23 protein-coding genes are annotated in these 19,980 nt (G+C 71.0%); 14 read left to right on the top strand and 9 right to left on the bottom strand.

Annotation, left to right across the window (positions count from 1 at the left end):
* Positions 1-44 precede the first annotated feature (44 nt).
* Both VO99_RS18780 and aptA read right to left on the bottom strand, forming a co-directional pair.
* Positions 45-1,352 carry an NAD(P)/FAD-dependent oxidoreductase gene (locus VO99_RS18780; protein WP_046114439.1) on the bottom strand — a complete coding sequence of 436 codons (1,308 nt, stop codon included), beginning with the start codon at positions 1,350-1,352 and terminating at the stop codon, positions 45-47.
* Positions 1,353-1,377: 25 nt separating this feature from the next.
* Positions 1,378-2,688, bottom strand: coding sequence for an omega-aminotransferase AptA (gene aptA, locus VO99_RS18775; protein ID WP_046114438.1), 1,311 nt, complete (start codon positions 2,686-2,688; stop codon positions 1,378-1,380).
* A 165-nt stretch (positions 2,689-2,853) separates the two neighbouring features.
* On the opposite strand from aptA, the gene VO99_RS18770 reads away from it, so the two are divergent.
* Positions 2,854-3,324 (top strand): Lrp/AsnC family transcriptional regulator, encoded by a 471-nt coding sequence (locus tag VO99_RS18770; RefSeq protein WP_375136406.1) that lies wholly within the window; start codon positions 2,854-2,856, stop codon positions 3,322-3,324.
* Here VO99_RS18770 and speB read toward each other — a convergent pair.
* Positions 3,321-4,256 (bottom strand): agmatinase, encoded by a 936-nt coding sequence (speB, locus tag VO99_RS18765; protein ID WP_046114436.1) that lies wholly within the window; start codon positions 4,254-4,256, stop codon positions 3,321-3,323. The two genes, VO99_RS18770 and speB, sit on opposite strands and share 4 nt — an antisense overlap.
* A 144-nt stretch (positions 4,257-4,400) precedes the next feature.
* Here speB and VO99_RS18760 point away from each other — a divergent pair, with 144 nt between their 5' ends.
* The 4 genes from VO99_RS18760 (at position 4,401) to VO99_RS18745 (ending at position 8,555) form a co-directional block, all read left to right on the top strand.
* Positions 4,401-5,117, top strand: coding sequence for a type 1 glutamine amidotransferase (locus VO99_RS18760; protein WP_046114435.1), 717 nt, complete (start codon positions 4,401-4,403; stop codon positions 5,115-5,117).
* 241 nt (positions 5,118-5,358) lie between these two features.
* Positions 5,359-6,654, top strand: a complete 1,296-nt coding sequence (gene aceA / locus VO99_RS18755; RefSeq protein ID WP_046114434.1) for an isocitrate lyase — start codon at positions 5,359-5,361, stop codon at positions 6,652-6,654.
* 123 nt (positions 6,655-6,777) lie between these two features.
* Entirely contained in the window at positions 6,778-7,701 is a 924-nt protein-coding gene (locus VO99_RS18750) for an alpha/beta hydrolase (protein WP_046114433.1), read from the top strand.
* A complete protein-coding gene (locus VO99_RS18745) occupies positions 7,698-8,555 on the top strand; it encodes a YbgC/FadM family acyl-CoA thioesterase (RefSeq protein ID WP_046114432.1) in 858 nt (285 codons plus the stop codon). Before VO99_RS18750 ends, VO99_RS18745 begins: the two co-directional genes overlap by 4 nt.
* Before the next feature lie 24 nt (positions 8,556-8,579).
* Here VO99_RS18745 and VO99_RS18740 read toward each other — a convergent pair whose 3' ends face one another.
* Genes VO99_RS18740 through ygfZ form a run of 3 tightly spaced genes read right to left on the bottom strand, consistent with a single transcriptional unit; the run spans position 8,580 to position 10,781 of the window.
* Complete coding sequence (locus VO99_RS18740; protein WP_046114431.1) at positions 8,580-9,461, bottom strand: NRDE family protein; 882 nt, start codon at positions 9,459-9,461, stop codon at positions 8,580-8,582.
* The gene (locus VO99_RS18735) at positions 9,452-9,742 is read right to left on the bottom strand and encodes a DUF4936 family protein (protein WP_046114430.1); all 291 of its coding nucleotides are present in this window, start codon (positions 9,740-9,742) and stop codon (positions 9,452-9,454) included. Before VO99_RS18735 ends, VO99_RS18740 begins: the two co-directional genes overlap by 10 nt.
* 22 nt (positions 9,743-9,764) lie before the next feature.
* On the bottom strand, positions 9,765-10,781 hold the full coding sequence (ygfZ, locus tag VO99_RS18730) for a CAF17-like 4Fe-4S cluster assembly/insertion protein YgfZ (RefSeq protein ID WP_375136405.1): 1,017 nt from the start codon (positions 10,779-10,781) through the stop codon (positions 9,765-9,767).
* Positions 10,782-10,787: 6 nt separating this feature from the next.
* Here ygfZ and mltG point away from each other — a divergent pair, with 6 nt between their 5' ends.
* The 8 genes from mltG (at position 10,788) to VO99_RS18690 (ending at position 16,547) form a co-directional block, all read left to right on the top strand.
* Entirely contained in the window at positions 10,788-11,801 is a 1,014-nt protein-coding gene (mltG, locus tag VO99_RS18725; RefSeq protein ID WP_046114428.1) for an endolytic transglycosylase MltG, read from the top strand.
* On the top strand, positions 11,798-12,436 hold the full coding sequence (gene tmk, locus VO99_RS18720; RefSeq protein ID WP_083440733.1) for a dTMP kinase: 639 nt from the start codon (positions 11,798-11,800) through the stop codon (positions 12,434-12,436). The genes mltG and tmk overlap by 4 nt, the downstream gene beginning before the upstream one ends.
* A complete protein-coding gene (locus VO99_RS18715; protein WP_046114427.1) occupies positions 12,430-13,497 on the top strand; it encodes a DNA polymerase III delta subunit-related protein in 1,068 nt (355 codons plus the stop codon). Before tmk ends, VO99_RS18715 begins: the two co-directional genes overlap by 7 nt.
* Complete coding sequence (locus tag VO99_RS18710; RefSeq protein ID WP_046114499.1) at positions 13,494-13,904, top strand: PilZ domain-containing protein; 411 nt, start codon at positions 13,494-13,496, stop codon at positions 13,902-13,904. The genes VO99_RS18715 and VO99_RS18710 overlap by 4 nt, the downstream gene beginning before the upstream one ends.
* 3 nt (positions 13,905-13,907) lie before the next feature.
* Positions 13,908-14,699 (top strand): TatD family hydrolase, encoded by a 792-nt coding sequence (locus VO99_RS18705; RefSeq protein ID WP_046114426.1) that lies wholly within the window; start codon positions 13,908-13,910, stop codon positions 14,697-14,699.
* The gene (locus VO99_RS18700; protein ID WP_046114425.1) at positions 14,696-15,340 is read left to right on the top strand and encodes an ankyrin repeat domain-containing protein; all 645 of its coding nucleotides are present in this window, start codon (positions 14,696-14,698) and stop codon (positions 15,338-15,340) included. Before VO99_RS18705 ends, VO99_RS18700 begins: the two co-directional genes overlap by 4 nt.
* Positions 15,341-15,473: 133 nt before the next feature.
* Entirely contained in the window at positions 15,474-15,677 is a 204-nt protein-coding gene (locus VO99_RS18695) for a hypothetical protein (RefSeq protein WP_046114498.1), read from the top strand.
* Positions 15,678-15,920: 243 nt separating this feature from the next.
* The gene (locus tag VO99_RS18690) at positions 15,921-16,547 is read left to right on the top strand and encodes a hypothetical protein (RefSeq protein WP_046114424.1); all 627 of its coding nucleotides are present in this window, start codon (positions 15,921-15,923) and stop codon (positions 16,545-16,547) included.
* Here the strand turns inward: VO99_RS18690 and VO99_RS18685 are convergent.
* Positions 16,537-17,010 (bottom strand): DUF1810 domain-containing protein, encoded by a 474-nt coding sequence (locus VO99_RS18685; RefSeq protein WP_046114423.1) that lies wholly within the window; start codon positions 17,008-17,010, stop codon positions 16,537-16,539. The two genes, VO99_RS18690 and VO99_RS18685, sit on opposite strands and share 11 nt — an antisense overlap.
* Before the next feature lie 13 nt (positions 17,011-17,023).
* Positions 17,024-18,214: an acyl-CoA dehydrogenase gene (locus VO99_RS18680; RefSeq protein WP_046114422.1), complete on the bottom strand. Its 1,191-nt coding sequence runs from the start codon at positions 18,212-18,214 to the stop codon at positions 17,024-17,026.
* 128 nt (positions 18,215-18,342) lie between these two features.
* On the opposite strand from VO99_RS18680, the gene VO99_RS18675 reads away from it, so the two are divergent.
* A complete protein-coding gene (locus tag VO99_RS18675) occupies positions 18,343-19,251 on the top strand; it encodes a LysR substrate-binding domain-containing protein (RefSeq protein ID WP_046114421.1) in 909 nt (302 codons plus the stop codon).
* Between the two features lie 24 nt (positions 19,252-19,275).
* Here VO99_RS18675 and VO99_RS18670 read toward each other — a convergent pair whose 3' ends face one another.
* Positions 19,276-19,980: a GNAT family N-acetyltransferase gene (locus VO99_RS18670; protein ID WP_046114420.1), complete on the bottom strand. Its 705-nt coding sequence runs from the start codon at positions 19,978-19,980 to the stop codon at positions 19,276-19,278.

Genomic DNA, 19,980 nt, shown 5'->3' with positions numbered 1-19,980 from the left:
GGGCTTGGCCGGATGGCGCTTCATGCAACCGTGCGGGTGGCGCATCACAGCAGGTCGCGCAGCCGGTAGTAGGCCATGCCCAGGGCCAGCGCCGGCATGCGCAGCAGCCGCCCGCCCGGAAAGCGGCGGTGCTTCAGCCGCGCGAAGACGTCGAAGCGGCCGGCGTCACCGGCCATCGCCTCGGCCACCACCTGCCCGGCCAGGCCGGTGAGCGCGAGGCCATGGCCGGAGAAGCCCTGCAGGTAGTACACGTTGCGGCCCAGCCGGCCGAAGTCGGGCGCCCGGCTCATCGAGATGTCGACGAAGCCGCCCCAGGCGTATTCCACCTTCACGTCGCGCAACTGCGGGAAGGTGCCCGCCATCTGCCGCTGCATGCCGGCGGCCAGGTCGGCAGGCGTCTTCGTGGTGTAGCTGGCGCGGCCGCCATACAGCATGCGGTGGTCGGCCGTGGGGCGGAAGTAGTCGAGCACGAAGTTGTTGTCGCAAACGGCAGCGCCGCACGGCACCAGTGCGGCGGCCCGCTCTGCGCCCAGCACCTCGGAGCACACGATGTAGGTGCCGACCGGCATCACCCGCGGGCCCAGCTGCGGCGCCAGCTGCGGGGCGAACTCCTGCAGGTACACATTGCCTGCGAGCAGCACCTGCCGCGCCCGCGCGCGGCCTTGCGCGGTGGTCAGCAGCACCTCGTCGCCGCGCTGCTGCAGGCCGGTGACGGCGCTGCCCTCATGCAGCGTGGCGCCCAGCGCGGCGGCCGCACGCGCCAGGCCCTGGGTGTACTTCAGCGGATGCAGGTGGCCCGAACGGGCGTCGTAGGCGGCGGCCACGTAGCGGGGGCTGTCGATCCAGCGCGGCAGCTCGGGCGCCTCGATCCACTGCTGCTCGTAGCCGTAGTGGCGCGCCAGGTGGTCCACGCCTTCGCGCAGCGCGCGGGCCTTGCGCTCGTTGACCGCCACGCCCAGGAAGCCGTCGTGCCATTCGGCATCGATGCCGAAGCGGCTGCAGCGCTGGCGGATCAGGTCGATCGCCTGCAGCGTCATCGTCCACACGCGGCGGGCTTCGTCCAGGCCCAGTTCGGCCTCGATGGTCGGCGGGTCGCAGGCCAGGCCGTGGATGGCCTGGCCGCCGTTGCGGCCGCTGGCGCCGAAGCCGATGTGCTGCGCTTCCAGCAGCACCACGCCCAGGCCACGCTGGCGCAGCTCGATGGCCGCCGACAGCCCGGCCAGCCCGCCGCCGACGATGGCCACGTCGGCCTGCACCTCGCCCTGCAGCGGCGCATGGGCGGGCCCGCGCGGGGCGGTGGCGTCGTAGTACGACAGACGCGTCAGTTCACGGTCGACCTCGAGGAAGGGCATGCGGCGCGGCGGGCTCTCGGTAGCGTCAGGCCACGCGCTGCAGCGCGGTGCGCAGGGTGTCGACGATGCGGTCGATGTGCTGGCGCTCGATGATCAGCGGCGGCGACAGCGCGATGGTGTCGCCGGTGGTGCGGATCATCAGGCCCTGCTCCCAGCAGTCGAGAAAGACGTCGAAGGCGCGCTTGCCCGGCTCGCCCGGCCGCGGCGCCAGCTCCACGCCGCCCACCAGCCCGATGTTGCGGATGTCGATCACGTGCGGCAGGCCCTTCAGGCCATGCAGCGCATCGGCGAAGTAGCCCTGCATCTCGCCCGCGCGGGTGAGCAGGCCTTCGTCGGCATAGGTGTCCAGCGTGGCCAGCGCGGCGGCGCAGGCCAGCGGATGGGCCGAGTAGGTGTAGCCGTGGAAGAACTCGATCAGGTGCTCGGGCCCGTTCATGAACACGTCGTGGATCTGCTGCTTGGCGAACACCGCACCCATCGGCACGCAGCCGTTGGTGATGCCCTTGGCCACCGTCATCAGGTCGGGCGTCACGCCGAAGGTCTGCGCGCCGAAGGGCTGGCCGGTGCGGCCGAAACCGGTGATCACCTCGTCGAAGATCAGCAGGATGCCGTGCTTGTCGCAGATCTCGCGCAGCCGCTGCAGGTAGCCCTGCGGCGGGATCAGCACGCCGGTGGAGCCCGCCACCGGCTCCACGATCACCGCGGCGATGGTGGAGGCGTCGTGCAGCGCGACCAGCCGTTCCAGGTCGTCGGCCAGCTCGGCGCCATGGGCCGGCTGGCCCACGCTGAAGGCGTTGCGCGCCGGATCGTGCGTGTGGCGGATGTGGTCCACGCCCGCCAGCAGGTGGCCGAACATCTTGCGGTTGGCCACGATGCCGCCCACCGAGATGCCGCCGAAGTTCACGCCGTGGTAGCCGCGCTCGCGGCCGATCAGCCGGGTGCGCGAGCCTTCGCCGCGCGCGCGGTGGTAGGCCAGCGCCATCTTCAGCGCGGTCTCCACCGACTCGGAGCCCGAGTTGGTGTAGAAGACCTTGTTCAGCCCCGCCGGCGTCAGCCTGGCCAGCCGCTCGGCCAGCTCGAAGGCCTTGGGATGCGCCATCTGGAACGGCGGCGCGAAGTCCATCTCGGCCGCCTGGTCGGCGATGGCCTTGACGATCTTCGGCCGTGCATGGCCCGCGTTCACGCACCACAGGCCGGCCACGCCGTCCAGCACCTCGCGGCCCTCCGGCGTCTTGTAGAACATGCCCTGGGCCTGGGCCAGCAGGCGCGGCGCCTTCTTGAACTGCCGGTTGGCGGTGAAGGGCATCCAGTAGGCGTCGAGTTCGGTGGTGCTCATACGGCTCTTTCCAAAGTGGTGGGCAGACCTGACAGCGTGTTCCGCCCGGCCGCGAAAGTCTAGGAGCAGCGCAGCGCAATGTGCTTGCGCAATATCCCGGGTCGTGCGGCTGTCGGCGCAATAAGATGCGGCGCAAAGGCCCCGCTACAGCATCCGATGCGAAACATGTCCAGCGCCGTGCAACTAGATGCGATCGACCTCGGCATCCTCACCGAGCTGCAGGCCGATGGCCGGCTCACCAACCTGGAGCTGGCGCAGCGGGTGCACCTGTCGCCCTCGGCCTGCCTGCGCCGCGTCAAGCAGCTGGAGGAGGCGGGCGTGATCGACCGCTACGTGGCACTGCTCAATCCCAAGGCGGTGGGCCAGCCGGGCACCAGCTTCACCATCGTGAACCTGGAGACGCTGACCGCGCCGGTGATCGCGGCCTTCGAGCGCGCGGTGCGTGACCAGCCGCAGATCCTCGACTGCTACTACGTGGCCGGCAGCAACGACTACCTGATCCGCTTCACCTACCGCGACGCGGAGGACCTGGAGCGCTTCCATGCCGACGTGCTGATGCACCTGCCCGGCGTGGCTCGCAGCAACTCGATGCTGGTGCTGCGCACCGTCAAGCGCACCACCGCGCTCAGCCTCTAGCCCCGCGCACGCGCCTCGCGCGCAATGCGGCTGCACAGGTAGGTCCACACGAAGGCCGCGGCCGCCTGGCTGCTCAGCTCGGCATGGTCGAAGGGCGGTGCCACCTCCACGCAGTCCATGCCCACGCAGTCCAGGTCGACCAGCGCCTCCAGCAGGCTCAGCACCTGGTGGCTGGCCAGGCCGCCGGGCTCGGGCGTGCCGGTGCCGGGTGCGAAGGCCGGGTCCAGGCAGTCGATGTCCAGGCTGACGTACAACGGCGGCCGGCCGTGGTCGGCGATGCGGCGGGCCAGGTCGTCGACGATGGGCTGCAACTGTGCCGGTGTCTGCAGGCCGCGCAGGTCGCGGGCGGTGTGGATGGCGCCGCCCTGGTCGCGCACATAGTCGCGCGCCTCGCGCTGCCCGGCCGAGCGGATGCCCACCTGCACGAAGCAGCGCTTGTCGACCAGGCCCTGCTGCATCGCCTCGAACACCCAGGTGCCGTGGCCGCTGGGCTCGCCGAAGTGGTCTTCCCAGGTGTCGCAATGGGCGTCGAAGTGCAGCACGGCCAGCGGGCGGCCCAGCCGCTCGGCCTGCGCCTGCAGCAGCGGCAACGTGATCGAGTGGTCGCCACCCAGCCACACCATGTGGTGCGCCGCGAGCAGCGGCCGCACCAGCGCGGGCATCGCCTCGCGCATGCCCACCAGGCTGGTGTTGGGCAGCGGCAGGTCGCCGGCATCGCCGAGCAGCCCTTCGGGTGTCACGTCGAACAGCGGATGGATGCCGTCGCACAGCATGTGGCTGGCCTCGCGGATCGCGCGGGGCGCCAGGCGCGCGCCCGGGCGGTTGGTGGTGGCGCCGTCCCAGGCGATGCCGGCCACGCCGTAGCGGTGGTCGGCCTGCATCGGCGGGCACTTGAGAAAGCCGTTCTGGGCCAGGAAGGCGAAATGGGACATGGCAAGGCGGGCAGGGCGGGAAGGGCCCGAGGATAGGCGCTGCCGGCGATGCGGCCGCAAACCGGGCACAGTCGGGCCCCCGGATTGCTAGCCCCGCGCCATGAACCGATTTCCGTCCCACCGCCTTCGACGCGAGGTGCACCGATGAAGCCCGTGCTGGTCCTGCAGAACATGAAGGGCGACGGCCCGGCCTATCTGGCGCACTGGCTGGCCGCCCAGGGCATCGTGATGGACCTGCGTTTCGCCGCCGAGGGCCAGCCGCTGCCGGCCGACCTGAGCGGCCATGCGGCGCTGGCGGTGCTGGGTGGCGAGATGAGCGCCAACGATCCGCTGCCGGCGCTGCGGGAGGCCGAACGCCTGATCGCCCTGGGCTTCGAGACCGGTGTGCCGGTGATCGGCCATTGCCTGGGCGGGCAGCTGATGGCGCGGGTGCTGGGCGCGCGGGTGCTGCGCTCCCCGCTGCCCGAGATCGGATGGCAGCCGGCCCGCATGCTACCGGGCCCCGAGCGCGAGGCCTGGTTCGGCCAGGGCGACCGGCACCACTTCATGCACTGGCACAACGAGGCCTTCGAACTGCCGCGCGGCGCGGTGTCGGTGGCCACCAACGAGGCCTGCCCGGTGCAGGCCTTCGCCTATGGACCGCACCTGGGCATGCAGTTCCACATCGAGGTGGATGCCGACAAGCTCGCGCGCTGGTCGGCCTCGCGCGACCCGTCCTTCCTGCAGGCGCAGCAAACGCACCCGGCCACGGTGCACAGCGGTGACCGCATGCGGTCCGATGCCCAGCAGTTCCTGCAGGCGCAGCACCGCTTGGCCGACCGTGTCTACGCCCGTTGGTGGGAGGCGGCATCGGCGGGTTGATGCGGATTTCACGATGCTGAACGGGCGTTTCACATCGTGATGCGAGGCGGTGCTGCGGCGCAGCAAGATTTCTCAACATGGAAAACAACTTTGCGCATTGCGAAACGATCTCCGTAAGTCATTGATTATTAAGAGAAAGAATTTCAGTCTTATATAAGACATAAGTGTTCCCAAGCCAGAGTGCGGTCGTTACGCTGAAGCCATCTTGAGACCCCCCGTTCAACGCAAAGGAGCACTTCGAATGACCACCACACTGACCCGCGAACAGCAGATCGCCGCCCTCGAGAAGGACTGGGCCGAGAACCCGCGCTGGAAGGGCATCAAGCGCGGCTATAGCGCCGCCGACGTGGTGCGGCTGCGCGGCTCGCTGCAGATCGAGCACACGCTGGCCAAGCGGGGTGCCGAGAAGCTGTGGAACCTAATCACCACCGAGCCGTTCGTCAACGCGCTGGGCGCGCTCACAGGCAACCAGGCGATGCAGCAGGTCAAGGCCGGCCTCAAGGCGATCTACCTGTCGGGCTGGCAGGTGGCGGGCGATGCCAACAGCAACGGCGAGATGTACCCCGACCAGTCGCTGTACTCGGTGGACTCGGTGCCCAAGGTGGTCAAGAAGATCAACAACACCTTCCAGCGCGCCGACCAGATCCAGTGGAGCGAAGGCAAGAACGACATCGACTACTTCGCGCCCATCGTGGCCGACGCGGAAGCCGGCTTCGGCGGCGTGCTGAATGCCTTCGAGCTGATGAAGGCCATGATCGAGGCGGGCGCCGCCGGCGTGCACTTCGAGGACCAGCTTGCAGCGGCCAAGAAGTGCGGCCACATGGGTGGCAAGGTGCTGGTCCCCACGCGTGAAGCCGTCAGCAAGCTGGTGGCCGCACGCCTGGCCGCCGACGTGATGGGCACGCCCACCGTGCTGCTGGCCCGCACCGACGCCGAAGCCGCCGACCTGGTGACCAGCGACATCGACGAGAACGACCGCCCCTTCTTCACCGGCGAGCGCACCGTCGAGGGCTTCTACCGCTCGACCAACGGCATCGAGCAGGCCATCAGCCGCGGCCTGGCCTACGCCGAGTACGCCGACCTGATCTGGTGCGAGACCGGCACGCCGGACCTGGCCTTCGCGAAGAAGTTCGCCGACGCCATCCATGCCAAGTTCCCGGGCAAGATGCTGTCGTACAACTGCTCGCCGTCCTTCAACTGGAAGAAGAACCTGGACGACGCCACCATCGCCAAGTTCCAGCGCGAGCTCGGCGCGATGGGCTACAAGTTCCAGTTCATCACCCTGGCCGGCTTCCATGCACTCAACTACGGCATGTTCGACCTGGCCTACGGCTACGCCCGCAACAACATGACCGCCTTCGTCGAGCTGCAGCAGAAGGAATTCGCCGCGGCCGAGCGTGGCTTCACCGCGGTGAAGCACCAGCGCGAAGTGGGCACGGGTTACTTCGACGCGGTGACCACCACCATCGAGGCGCAGGCGTCCACCGCCGCGCTGAAGGGCTCCACCGAAGACGAGCAGTTCTTCGACAAGCACTGATCCACGCTTGCATCGGTCGCCTGCCGCGTGGCAGGCCCCAAGGCCCGGAGACCTCCTGCTCCGGGCCTTTTTTCATGGGCTGTTTATCCTTCGGGGGTGCATTCACCCTCCCTCACCCCCCAGATGGCCGCGCTGCTGGAGCGCATCCGCCGCGCCAACCGCCCGCCGTTCCGCAGCATGTCGCCGGCCAACGCGCGCATCGCCTACACCGCCGCCGCCGAGGTGCTGGAGCCGCCGCGCGCGCCGCTGCCACGTGTGCAGGCGCTGCAGCTGCCTGGCGGCGATGGCGCGCCCCGGCCCGCGCGGCTGTATGCGCCGGCCACCGACGACGGCCTGCCGGTGCTGCTGTACCTGCATGGCGGCGGCTTCACCATTGGCAACCTGGAGACGCACGACAGCCTGTGCCGCCAGCTGGCCCTGCGCAGTGGCGGCGCGGTGGTGTCGCTGGACTACCGGCTGGCGCCGGAGCATCCGTTCCCGGCGGCGGTGGACGACAGCTGGGCCGCGCTGCGCTGGATGGCCGGCCCCGGTGCCGACCTGCTGAGGCTGGACGGCAGCCGCCTCGCGGTAGCCGGCGACAGCGCCGGCGGCACCCTGGCCGCGGTGGCCGCGCTGCATGCGCGCGACGTCGGCCTGCCGCTGGCGCTGCAGGTGCTGATCACGCCCGGAACCACCGCGCATGCCGACACCGAGTCGCACCGCCGCTTCGCCGAAGGCATGCTGTTGGAGGCCGAGGAGATCGGCTGGTTCTTCGACCACTACATCCCGCACGAGCGCCGCACGGACTGGCGCTTCGCGCCGCTGCTGGCCGACGAGGTGGAAGGCGTGGCGCCGGCCTTCGTGCTGCTGGCGGAATGCGATCCGCTGGTGGACGAGGGCGTGGCCTACGCCGATCGCCTGCGCATGGCCGGCGTGCCGGTGGCGCTGGACATCGTGCGCGGCGTGACCCACGACTTCATCAAGATGGGCCGCGCGCTGCGCGAGGCCGGCATCGCCCAGCAGGCGATCGCCGAAGCGCTGCGCCAGGCCTGGAGCCATTCCGCATGAACCGACAGGACTTCCGCTTCACCGAACGGCTGCGCGTGCGCTGGGCCGAGGTCGATCTGCAGCAGATCGTGTTCAACGGCCACTACCTGATGTACTTCGACACCGCCGTGGCCGGCTACTGGCGGGCGCTGGCGCTGCCTTACCAGGACACCATGGCCGAGCTGGCCGGCGACCTCTTCGTGCGCAAGAGCACGGTGGACTACCTGGCCTCGGCCCGGCTGGACGACCTGCTGGACGTCGGCGTGCGCTGCCACCGCATCGGCAACAGCTCCATGGTCTTCCAGTGCGCGGTGTTCCGCGGCGAGCACTGCCTGGTGCATGGCGAGCTGGTGTACGTCTTCGCCGATCCGGCCACCCAGACCAGCCGGCCGGTGCCGCCGGCATTCCGGGCGGTGCTGGAGGCCTTCGAGGCCGGCCAGCCGATGGTCGAGGTGAAGGTGGGCGGCTGGGCCGAGCTGGGCGAGGCGGCACGCCGCATCCGCACCCAGGTGTTCGTGCAGGAGCAGCGCATCCCGGCCGAGCTGGAAAGTGATCCGGCCGATGCCGACTGCCTGCATGCGCTGGCCGTCAACCGCCTGGGGCGGCCGCTGGCCACCGGCCGTCTGCTGCAGCAGGCACCGGGCGTGGCCAGGCTGGGCCGCATGGCGGTGCTGCCGGTGGTGCGCGGCAGCGGGGTGGGGCGGGCGGTGCTGGATGCGCTGGCCGCCGCCGCCCGCACCCGCGGCGACCACATGCTGCTGCTGCATGCGCAGATGAGCGCCGCGCCGTTCTACCTGCGCGCCGGCTTCGGCACCCGTGGCGAGGTGTTCGAGGAAGCCGGCATACCGCATGTGGAGATGGGGCGGGCGCCCTAGCAGGCCGCGGTCCGCGCCGGCGCGTCAGGCCGGCGGGTATTCGGTTTCGCGCAGCGCCGCCCGCTCCACCCGCCAGCGGCCCGCCGCCTGGGCGGTGGGCGGCCAGTCGGGCAGCGTCGCGTGGCGCTGCGCTTGCACGCTGCCGTCGGGGCGGAAGCTGCGCTCCAGCACATGGGTGACGCGCTGCTCCGCTTGCTGCTCCACGATCACCAGCGTGGAGCAGCGCGTGCCATAGAGCAGGTCCGGCGTGGGCCCGTTCAGCTGCACCCAGGCCGGCGACAGCGCCCGCTCGCGCTCGATCGGGATGCCGGTGCGCGGCAGGTCGGCATCGGGCCAGGGCTGGCGGCTGGACAGGGCCTCGAACAGCCGCTCCGCCAGGCCCTGCACGCTGCGGCTGGAAGCCAGCGCCGAGCGCATCGCCTGCTTGAGCGCCAGCACCTTCGGCCAGGGCGTGTCCAGCTGCGCGTTGGACAGGCCGTACAGCCCGCCGTCCAGCCACCGGGCGGCGGCTTCGTCGCCGCACCAGAAGCGCTCGTCGGTGGTGAAGTCGATGGCGATCAGGTTGAACGGGTTGTAGCCCGCCAGGCCCACCTGCATCCAGAAGCGCGACGAGGCCTCGCTGCCACGCAGCCAGTGGGCCACGATCTCGCCGCGCGATGGCGCCCGCGGATCGAAGTGGCCAGGCCGGCGCACGTTCGTCACCAGCGCCAGCCGGCCGGCGGCACTCAGCGCACACCAGCTGCCGCCGGCCTGCAGGTCGCGCCCGCCCAGCACCGCCGGGCCGCCGTCTTCCGGCAACCACCAGGCCAGCCGCGCCGCGGGGCGGTGGTAGTACTCGTCGCGGTTGGCGGCCAGCACGAACACATGGCGCCAGTGCTGGCCGATGGACAGCGCGGCTAGGCACATGGCTCGAACAGCTCCAGATGCCGCGTGCCGACGATCCAGCGTCCCAACCGGGCCCCGACCTCGGCTTCCAGTGCCGACCATGCGGGCGGCACCGCGGGTGCCGCGGATGACCAGGCATAGGTCTCCATCAGCGTGGTGTGGCCAGGCACCTGCGACAGCACGGCGGCCACCAGGCCCGGATGATGCTGCATCAGCGCGGCCTGCGCGCTGCGCACCGCGGCCACGCAGTCAGCGCGGTCGGCGGCTTCCACCCGGTAGTAGACGTACAGGACCTGCGTCAACGGCCCGCTTGCGGGCCGGCCCTCAGTCCGCACCGCCAGGCAGGGGATAGGGCAGGGGCAAGGGCTGCAGCGCCGGGCCCTCGGCACTGCCCAGGCGCAGCGCAGGCTCGGCCAGGGCGGCCAGCTTCACTTCCACCAGCGCCAGCGCCGGCTGGCCGGCCGCGGCATTGATCACCATGCCGGCCGGCTGGCCGGGATCGTTGGCGTCGAACACTTCCTGGCCCGGCTGCGCCGCCGCGCCGGTGGCGAACACCCCCGCCCGCCGCTTGGTGGTGCCGCGGTACTGGCTGCGGGCCACCACCTCCTGGCCGGGGTAGCAGCCCTTCTGGAAGTTGACGCCGCCCACCAGCTCCAGGTTGATCATCTGCGGCACGAACTGCTCCACCGTGGCGGCCACGATGCGCGGCACCGCGCTGCGCACTTCCAGCGCATCCCAGGCGCCTGCGTCCAGCGCGGGCAGCGCGGCGGGCAGGGCTTCGGCCGGGCCCACCCACAACCCGCGGTCGATGCCTTCGACCGCCGGCAAGCGCACCAGCTGGCCACCGGCCGCGGCCAGCACCGGCATGCCGGCCAGTGCCTGCGTGGCGCCGTCGTCGTTGGACGACCCGGCCCCCAGCGCCCCCAGCGCCGCCAGCGCCGGCGCGCCGGCCAGGCCCAGCACCGCCAGCTCCGCGCTGGCGTCGGTGAGCTTGCACTTGGCGCGCAGCACGTACATCGACAGGCGCTTGAGCGTGGGCGCCAGCAGGTCGGCGCTGCACAGCAGCAGCAGCTCGTCGGCCGAGCCGCGCAGCACGATGAAGCTGGCCAGCAGGCGGCCCTTGGCCGAGCAGTAGCCGGCCAGCCGCGCCTGGCCGGGCGGCAGGTTCTGGATGTCCTGCGTGAGCTGGCCATGCAAGAAGCTGGCAGCCTCCGCGCCGGTGGCACGGATGACGCCCCAATGCGCCAGGCGCACCGCGCCGTTCAGGTCCGAAGGGGGGAAGTGGGTGTCCATCGGACCATTATCATCAGCCGCTGGGCCGCACAGGCATGGGCTGGACATACCGGGATGAAAGCGCTTCGGCGGATCGTGGCAAGGGCGCTGCTGGTGGTGTTGGCGGGCATGGCGGGTGGAGCGGCCCTGGTGGCCTGGTGGCTGAACCGGCCGCTGCCGCTGGCGCAGCCGCATGTGGAGCTGTCCATCGAGCCCGGCACCTCGCCGCGCGACGTGGCCCAGGCCTGGGTGGACGCCGGGGTGCAGTCCGATGCGCGGCTGCTGTACGAGTGGTTCCGCTGGTCGGGCGACGCCCGCCGCATCCGCGCCGGCAGCTACGAGATCGACGCCGGCACCACGCCGCGGCGGCTGCTGGCCAAGATGGTGCAGGGCGACGAGGTGCTGGAGGTGGTGCGCCTGATCGACGGCTGGACGCTGCGGCAGTTCCGCGAGGCACTGGCCAAGGCCCCCGCGTTGAAGCCGCTGACCCGCGGCATGAGCGAGGCCGAGCTGATGGCCGCCATTGGCGCTCCTGGCCAGCCGGCCGAAGGCCGCTTCTTCCCCGACACCTATGCCTACAGCCGCGGCGTCAGTGACGTCACCGTGCTCAAGCGGGCCCATGCCGCCATGCAGAGGCGGCTCGACGAAGCCTGGGCCCAGCGCGCGCCCGACCTGCCGGTGAGCACGCCCGAGCAGGCGCTGGTGCTGGCCTCCATCGTCGAGAAGGAAACCGGCACCGAGGCCGACCGCGCGCTGGTGGCCGGCGTCTTCGCCAACCGGCTGCGCCTGGGCATGCCGCTGCAGACCGACCCCACGGTGATCTATGGCCTGGGCACGTCGTTCGACGGCAACCTGCGCAAGCGCGACCTGCTGGCCGACACGCCCTACAACACCTACACCCGCACCGGCCTGCCGCCCACGCCCATCGCGATGCCGGGGCTGGCCTCGCTGCGCGCGGCGGTGCAGCCGGCGCGCACGCCGGCGCTGTACTTCGTGGCCCGCGGCGACGGCAGCAGCGTCTTCAGCACCACCCTGGCCGACCATAATCGGGCGGTCAACCAGTACCAGCGCCAGCGCAGCAGCAAGTGAGCGACCTCCCCGTGCGCCCGGCCTCTCCCGGGCGCTTCATCAGTTTCGAAGGCATCGACGGCGCCGGGAAGTCTTCCCACATCGAGGCGACGGCCGACTGGCTGCGGTCCCGCGGCCACGAGGTACTGCTCACGCGCGAGCCCGGCGGCACCCCGCTGGCCGAGCAGCTGCGCACCCTGCTGCTGCAGTCGCCGATGGATGCACTGAGCGAGACGCTGCTCGTCTTCGCCGCCCGCCGCGACCACCTGCAGGCCCGCATCGAGCCCGCGCTGGCGCGCGGCGCCTGGGTGCTGAGCGACCGCTTCACCGACGCCACCTTCGCCTACCAGGGTGCCGGCCGCGGCTTCGACCTGGCGGTGCTGCAGCAGCTGGAAACCTGGGTGCAGCAGGGCCGGCAGCCCGACCTCACCGTCTGGTTCGACCTGCCGCCGGCCGTGGCCGCCGAACGCCGCGCCGCGGTGCGCACGCCCGACCGCTTCGAGCAGCAGGACCTGGCCTTCTTCCAGCGCGTGCGCGACGGCTACGCCGCCCGCTGCGCCGCCGATGCCGGCCGTTTCGTGCGCATCGACAGCCACCAGCCGAAGGAGGCCGTCTGGGCCGACCTGCGTCAGGCGCTGGAGCAGCGGGCATGGTGACGGGCCCCGACGGCGCACTGGCGCTGCCCTGGCTGCGCCCGGTGCTGGACCAGGCGCTGCAGCAGGTGCGCGGCCATGCGACGCTGGTGCACGGCCCGGGCGGGGTGGGGCAGTTCGAGCTGGCGATCGTGCTGGCGCAGTCGTGGCTGTGCGAAGCGGCCGGCCCGGCGCCGCGACCCTGCGGCCGTTGCGCCGCCTGCCACCTGATGCAGGCGCGCATGCATCCGGATTTCCTGCTGCTCATTCCCGATGCGCTGCGCGAGCCGTTGGGCTGGCAGATGGAGGGCGAGGGCGGCGCCAAGGACGGCGAAGGCAAGAAGGCCAAGCCCAGCCGCGAGATCAAGGTGGAGGCGGTGCGCGGCGCCATCGACTGGAGCCAGCAGACGTCCTCCCGCGGCCGCGGCAAGGTGCTGGTGATCCATCCCGCGCAGGCGATGAACCTGATTGCGGCCAATGCCCTGCTCAAGACCCTGGAGGAGCCGCCCGGCGCGCTGCGCCTGCTGCTGTGCGCGCACGACCCGGACAGCCTGCTGCCCACGCTGCGCAGCCGCTGCCAGCGCCTGCTGCTGCCGTCGCCCGACCGCACTGTGGCGCTGGACTGGCTGGCCGGGCAGGGCGTGCAGGAGCCGCAGGTGCTCTACACCGCCGCAGGCGGCCAGCCGGTGGAAGCGCTGGCCATGCTGCGTGCCGGCATCGACGCCGCGGGCTGGCGCCGGCTGCCGCAGGCGCTGCGCCACGGTGATGCGTCGGCGTTCGCCGGCTGGCCGCTGCCCCGCGCCATCGACGCGTTGCAGAAGCTGGCCCATGACCTGACGGTGGCCGCCGTCGGCGGTGCGCCGCGCTACTTCGATGCCGGCGCGCTGCCTGCGGGCGCCACGCTGGCCGGCCTGTCCGACTGGCAGCGCGAACTGCGCCGCGCCGCGCGCCACGACGAACATCCCTGGAACGCCAGCCTGCTGGTGGAGGCGCTCGTATTGCAGGGCCGGGCGCTGTGGCCGGCCAGCGGCCCGGCCCCGCGCGGCGCCGGCGGCGGCCGCATCGCTACACTGGCCCACCGATGAACGAGCCCGCCGCACGCCCTCCCGCGCCGCCCGCCGCAGCCCCGGCTGCCGGCACCGTGGCCAGCAGCAACCGGCCCAGCGTGATCCAGCTGGTGTTCCGAGACAAGGCGGCGCTGTATGCCGCCTATGTGCCGCTGTTCTCCGACGGCGGCCTGTTCGTGCCCACCACCCGGGAGTACAAGCTGGGCGACGAGATCTACCTGCTGCTGTCGCTGCCCGACGATCCGCAGCGCTATCCGGTGGCGGGCAAGGTAGGCTGGATCACGCCGGCCAATGCCTCCGGCGGCCGCACCCAGGGCGTCGGCGTACGCTTTCCCACCGACGAGAAGACCCGGGTGATGAAGCTGAAGATCGAGGAGATCCTCGGCACCTCGATCCAGTCGGCCAAGCCCACGCAGACCACCTGAACCGTGTACGTCGATTCGCACTGCCATCTGAGCATGGCCGACTTCGTCGAGCGCATGCCCGACATCCGATCCGCCATGGCCGAGGCCCGCGTCGACCGCGCGCTGGTCATCTGCACCACGCTGGAGGAGTTCGACGCGGTGCATGCGCTGGCGCTCCAGTACGACAACTTCTGGGCCAGCGCCGGCGTGCATCCGGATACGGAAGGCCTGAAGGAGCCGTCGTATGAAGAGCTGATCGACCTCGGCAGCCGCCCGCGGGTGGTGGCCATCGGCGAGACGGGACTGGACTACTACCGCCTGAACGGCCGCAGCATCGCCGACATGGCCTGGCAGCGCGAGCGCTTCCGCGTACACATCCGTGCCGCCCGCACGCTGGGCAAGCCGCTGGTGATCCATACCCGAAGCGCCAGCGACGACACCCTGGCCATCCTGCGGGAAGAGGGTGCCGGCGTGCAGGGCGTGTTCCATTGCTTCACCGAAACCGCCGAGGTGGCCCGCGCGGCGCTCGACCTGGGCTTCCACATCTCGTTCTCCGGCATCCTCACCTTCCGCAATGCGCAGGACCTGCGCGACGTGGCGCGCTGGGTGCCGATGGACCGGCTGCTGATCGAGACCGACAGCCCCTACCTGGCGCCGGTGCCCTTCCGCGGCAAGGTCAACCAGCCGGCCTATGTGCCGCATGTGGCCGCCCAGCTGTCCGAGCTGAAGGGGTGCAGCGCCGAGGAGATCGGCCGCGTGACCAGCGCCAACTTCGAGCGGTTGTTCCAGCTACCGGCCGCCGGGAGCGCCGCATGAAGCGCCGCCTGCTGATCCTGCGGGCCGGTGGCATGGCCGCCCTGGCGTTGCCGGCCTTGGCGGTGCGCGCCGGTTCCTACGAAGACTTCTTCCGCGCGATCGACATCGATGCGCCGGGCATCATCCGCGACCTGCTGGCCCGGGGGTTCGACCCCAATGCGCGCAATCCCAAGGGCCATGTGGCGCTGTCCATCGCGCTCCGCGAGCAGGCGCTGAAGGCCGCCGAGGCGCTGTGGGCACATCCCGAGCTGGATGTGAATGCCGAGAACGCCGTAGGGGAGACGCCGCTGATGATGGCCGCCATGCGCGGCGAGATCGAGTGGGCGCGCCGCCTGATCCAGCGCGGCGCGCGCGTCAACAAGCCGGGCTGGAGCCCGATGCACTATGCGGCCATCGCCCCCGACCAACGCATGATGCAGTTCATGCTGGCGCAAGGCGGCGAGGTGGGCGCGCTCAGCCCCAACGGCACCACGCCGCTGATGATGGCCGCGCGCAATGGCGACGAACGCACGGTGGACCTGCTGCTGGCCCGTGGCGCGGATGCCCGCCTGAAGAACCAGGCTGGCTACACGGCGGCCGACATGGCGCGGTCGCAGGACCGTGACAACCTCGCCGACCGGCTGCAGGCGCTGCTGCGCTGAGCCGCGCCGCGGCCCGACACCGGTGTCGGTCTTTATCCGACGCCGGCTTTGGCGGGTGGACGACTGTTGAGCGCGGGCATCGCTTCGTAAAGTTCTTCTCACGGCGGGCGATGTGTCCGCACTGGAGATGAACATGCTCAAGACGGCCGCTGCCAATCCTTTCGCCCTGATGGTCAACCCCGAGGTGGTGCTGCAGGCCGTGGAGCGCTCCGAGCGCCTGGCCCGCCTGTCCAGCCGCATCTGCCGACCACTGGACAAGCCGTTGATCCCCAAGACCGACGAAGCCGAGGTGGCGCTGTACGACGACGCCATCGAATCGGACGAAGACGCAGTCTGATCGCATGCCCTCCCGCGCCCGTTGCCGGATGCGGCATATGGCGCGGCAATGAACCTTATGTCAATATTGACGACGCAGTGGATACGGGTCACCCAACGGGGGGTACCGTTCCTTCGTCAAGTTGAAGCGAGCTTGATCGAAGAACTGTGACGCCACGCGCAGCAAGGCGGCGGCGAATGCAGTCAACCCTGTGGGACATGCACCGCCGCGATGCAGCGGACGTCCCGGAACTGGACTTCGATCATGAATGCAGCCTTTTCTGCCCGCCTGCGCCTGCTTCCCGCGCTGTGCCTCGGCGCCTTGCTGTTGACCGCCTGCGGCGGCGGCGGCGGCGAGGACGACGGCACGGATGCAGCCTCCAGCGGGGATGCCACCGCCACCAATGGCCTGGCGCCCCTGCTCGGCAGCTATGCCGTGGCCTGCGAGAGCATCACCCAGCCTTCGGGCGAACCCGCCCACGAGTCCAGCCAGGGCTCGCTCGTCATCTCGGCCACCGACGATCCGGGCCTGGCGGCGGTGGTGATCCACGCCCAGGCTTATGAAAGCGCGAGCGGCGACGACTCGGGCGCCCGCTGTGATCCGTCCAAGCTGGTGTTGGACCTGCGCATCTCCGGCCACATCCGTGACCTGGGCAAGCGCAAGGCGATCCGGGCGGCGGACAACAGCACGGTCAATGCCAAGATAGTCGAGTTCACCTACACCGGCCTGCGGTTGAGCAAGGGCTCGTTCAGCGGCCAGCTGCCCTCGCTCAACGTGACGACGCAGGTCGCCTATGTGCTGGACAACGGCAACCTCCGGCTGAGCAGCGGCCCCCGCGAGGCCGACGGCGTGGGCGCGCGCCTGACCCGCCGCGTGGGCGTCAGGCAGTAGGCGTGGCCGGCGGCAGGTTGCCGCCGGGATGCAGCAGCCGCAACGTGGCCGCATCGGCCCGGCCGCCGTGGAAGCGCGCCAGCATCTGCTGCCACAGCGGGTCCTGAGGCGCGGCCTGGGCGAACAGCGTCATGCTGGAATGCAGCTTCACGTCGTCGGGCGAGCCCAGCACCTGCAGTGCCGTGCGGTGCGGCGGAAGCGCCAGCAGCAGCTGTGCGCAGTGGCGCAGACGCGGACCGAGCACCGGATGCGCCAGGTAGGCCCGCGCCTCGTCCAGCGAAGCAATGCCGTAGTGCTGCGCGGTGCTGCTGCGGCCCAGGCCGCGCAGCTGCGGGAACACGAACCACATCCAGTGGCTGGTCTTGCGGCCGGCGGCCAGCTCGCGCTGCACCTGCGCCATCACCGGCGCCTGGGCGTCGACGAAGCGCTGCAGGCCGTGCGGGTCGTCCCCCGTGGCGCCCATGAGGACGGCTGGCTCAGGAGAATGCGGCGATGCCGGTGATCGCCCGGCCGAGGATCAGCGCATGCACGTCGTGCGTGCCCTCGTAGGTGTTGACCACCTCCAGGTTCACCAGGTGGCGGGCCACGCCGAATTCGTCGCTGATGCCGTTGCCGCCCATCATGTCGCGTGCCACGCGGGCGATGTCCAGCGCCTTGCCGCAGTTGTTGCGCTTCAGGATGCTGGTGACTTCCACCGCTGCGGTGCCGGCGTCCTTCATGCGGCCGAGCTGCAGAGCGCCCTGCAGGCCCAGGCTGATCTCGGTGAGCATGTCGGCCAGCTTCTTCTGGATCAGCTGGTTGGCGGCCAGCGGGCGGCCGAACTGCTTGCGGTCGAGCACGTACTGGCGGCTGCGATGGAAGCAGTCTTCCGCCGCGCCCATCGCGCCCCAGGCGATGCCGTAGCGCGCGCTGTTCAGGCAGGTGAACGGGCCCTTCAGGCCGCGCACCTCGGGGAAGGCGTTTTCCTCGGGGCAGAACACCTCGTCCATCACGATCTCGCCGGTCAGGCTGGCGCGCAGGCCCACCTTGCCGTGCACCGCGGGGGCGGTCAGGCCCTTCCAGCCCTTCTCCAGGATGAAGCCGCGGATGGCGCCCTCGTCGTCCTTGGCCCAGACCACGAACACGTCGGCCATCGGGCTGTTGGTGATCCACATCTTGGCGCCCGACAGGCTGTAGCCGCCGGCCACCTTGCGGGCTCGGGTGATCATGCTGCCGGGGTCGCTGCCGTGGTTGGGCTCGGTCAGGCCGAAGCAGCCGATCCACTCGCCGCTGGCGAGCTTGGGCAGGTACTTCTGCTTCTGCGCCTCGCTGCCGAACTCGTTGATCGGCACCATCACCAGCGACGACTGCACGCTCATCATCGAGCGGTAGCCGCTGTCCACGCGCTCCACCTCGCGGGCCACCAGGCCGTAGCACACGTAGTTCAGGCCGGCGCCGCCGTACTGCTCGGGGATGGTGGCGCCCAGCAGGCCCAGTTCGCCCATCTCGCGGAAGATGGCCGGGTCGGTCTTCTCGTGGCGGAAGGCTTCCAGCACCCGCGGCGCCAGGCGGTCCTGGCAATAGGCCCGGGCGGCCTGCTGCACCGAGCGTTCGTCGTCGGTGAGCTGCTGGTCCAGCAGCAGCGGGTCGTCCCAGTGGAAGCTGGCGCGGGTGTTCGAAGAAGTCATTTCGTTGTCTCGCGGAGTTAGGATGGAGTTGACTCGAATCTAGGGCTTTCGGCAGGCGCGCGCAAACGACTTGTGTGCAACATCATGTGCGCTGGACGCACTCCGGGACGACCCTGCCCTTTCAAACGATGCGCAGAAAGATTCCCTCCCTCGGCGCCCTGGCGGCCTTCGAGGCAGCCGCCCGCCACCAGAGCTTCACCACCGCCGCCGACGAACTGGCGGTGACGCAAAGCGCCGTGTGCCGGCAGATCGCCACCCTGGAAGACTTCGTCGGCGTGAAACTGTTCCGCCGCACCCGCCGCGGCGTGGTGCTGACCGACGCCGGCATCAACTACAGCCGCCGGGTGCGCGACCGCCTGGACGACGTGGAGCGCGACACCCTGGAGGTGATGGCGCGCGGCGGGCCCGGCGGCTCGCTGGAGCTGGGCGTGGTGCCCACCTTCGCCACCCAGTGGCTGCTGCCGCGCCTGCCCGATTTCCACCGCCAGCACCCTGGCATCACGCTGCATTTCGCGCCGCGCACCCGGCCCTTCCTGTTCGACGACAGCACGCTGCATGCCGCCATCTACGCCGGACCGGCCGGCTGGCCGGGCACCGAATCGCACTTCTTGATGCAGGAGGCGATGGTGGCGGTGGCCAGCCCGGCGCTGGTGCCCGGCCAGCTGAAGGCGCAGGACCTGGCCGGCCACACCCTGCTGCAGGCCAGCACCCGGCCGCATGCCTGGCGGCAGTGGTTCGCGGCGCAGGGCGTGGTGGCGCCCAACGACATGGCCGGCCCGCGCATGGAGCTGTTCTCGATGCTGGCCAAGGCCGCGGTGCATGGCCTGGGCGTGGCGCTGATCCCGCGGCTGCTGATCGAGGACGATTTGGCCGCCGGGCGGCTGCGGCAGGTGGTGCCGTTCGAGTGGATCAGCGACCGCTCTTACTACCTCATCTATCCGCAGGCGCCGGTGCAGCGGCAGGCGCTGCAGGTGTTCAGCCAGTGGCTGCAGGCGCAGGCGGCGCCCTACCGCGCGGCGGCCGCGGCTGGCGGCTGACGCCCTGCCGACCGGCGCCGCGGCTCAGCAGGCCCGCGGCCCGGCGCCCGTGCCCCGCCGGTGGGACTGCAGCCAGCGCTGCAGCCAGCCCTCGGCCTGGCGCCAGCGCTGCGCCGCGCCACCGGCACGCCGGCCATCGGGGGCCGAACGCGCCGGGCGCGCGGGATGCAGCGCGCGTTCCACCCGCAGCACGCCGCAGCTCGGCACGCCGCCGTGACCACAGGCCACGCCGCCGTCGCTGAGCGCGAAGCCCAGCCGCTGCATGAAGGCCAGCATGCGGCCGTTGGTCTCCAGCACCTCGCCATACAGCCAGCCGATGCCGCGGTCGGCCGCGTCGGCGATCAGCTTGTGCATCAGCCGCTCGGCCACGCCGGTGCCGCACCAGGCGTCGGCCACCGAGATAGCGAATTCGGCTGCGCTGCCGTCGGCATCGGGCACATAGCGGGCCTCGCCCACCAGGCGCTCGCCGCCGTCGTCGATCAGGGTGGCCACGTAGGCCACCTGCCGGCTGCCGTCGGTGCCGCACAGCACGGCCTGGAGGCCCGGTGTGCAGCCACGCACCACGCCATGGAAGCGCATGCGCTGCGCGCTGACGCACAGGCCTTCCACGTAGCGGCAGAACAGCGGTGCGTCGCTGGCGCGCGCCGGGCGCAGCAGCGGCGGCGGGCGCAGCGGATGGTGGGGCAGCAGCGCGGCGGCGCTGGCGGGGCAGGCGGTCGGCAGGTGCAT

The sequence above is a fragment of the Aquincola tertiaricarbonis genome, from assembly GCF_000969605.1.
Classification (GTDB): Bacteria; Pseudomonadota; Gammaproteobacteria; order Burkholderiales; family Burkholderiaceae_C; genus Aquincola; species Aquincola tertiaricarbonis.
Note: the sequence above shows the minus strand (reverse complement) of the source record. Positions and strands in the feature narration are given on the sequence as shown.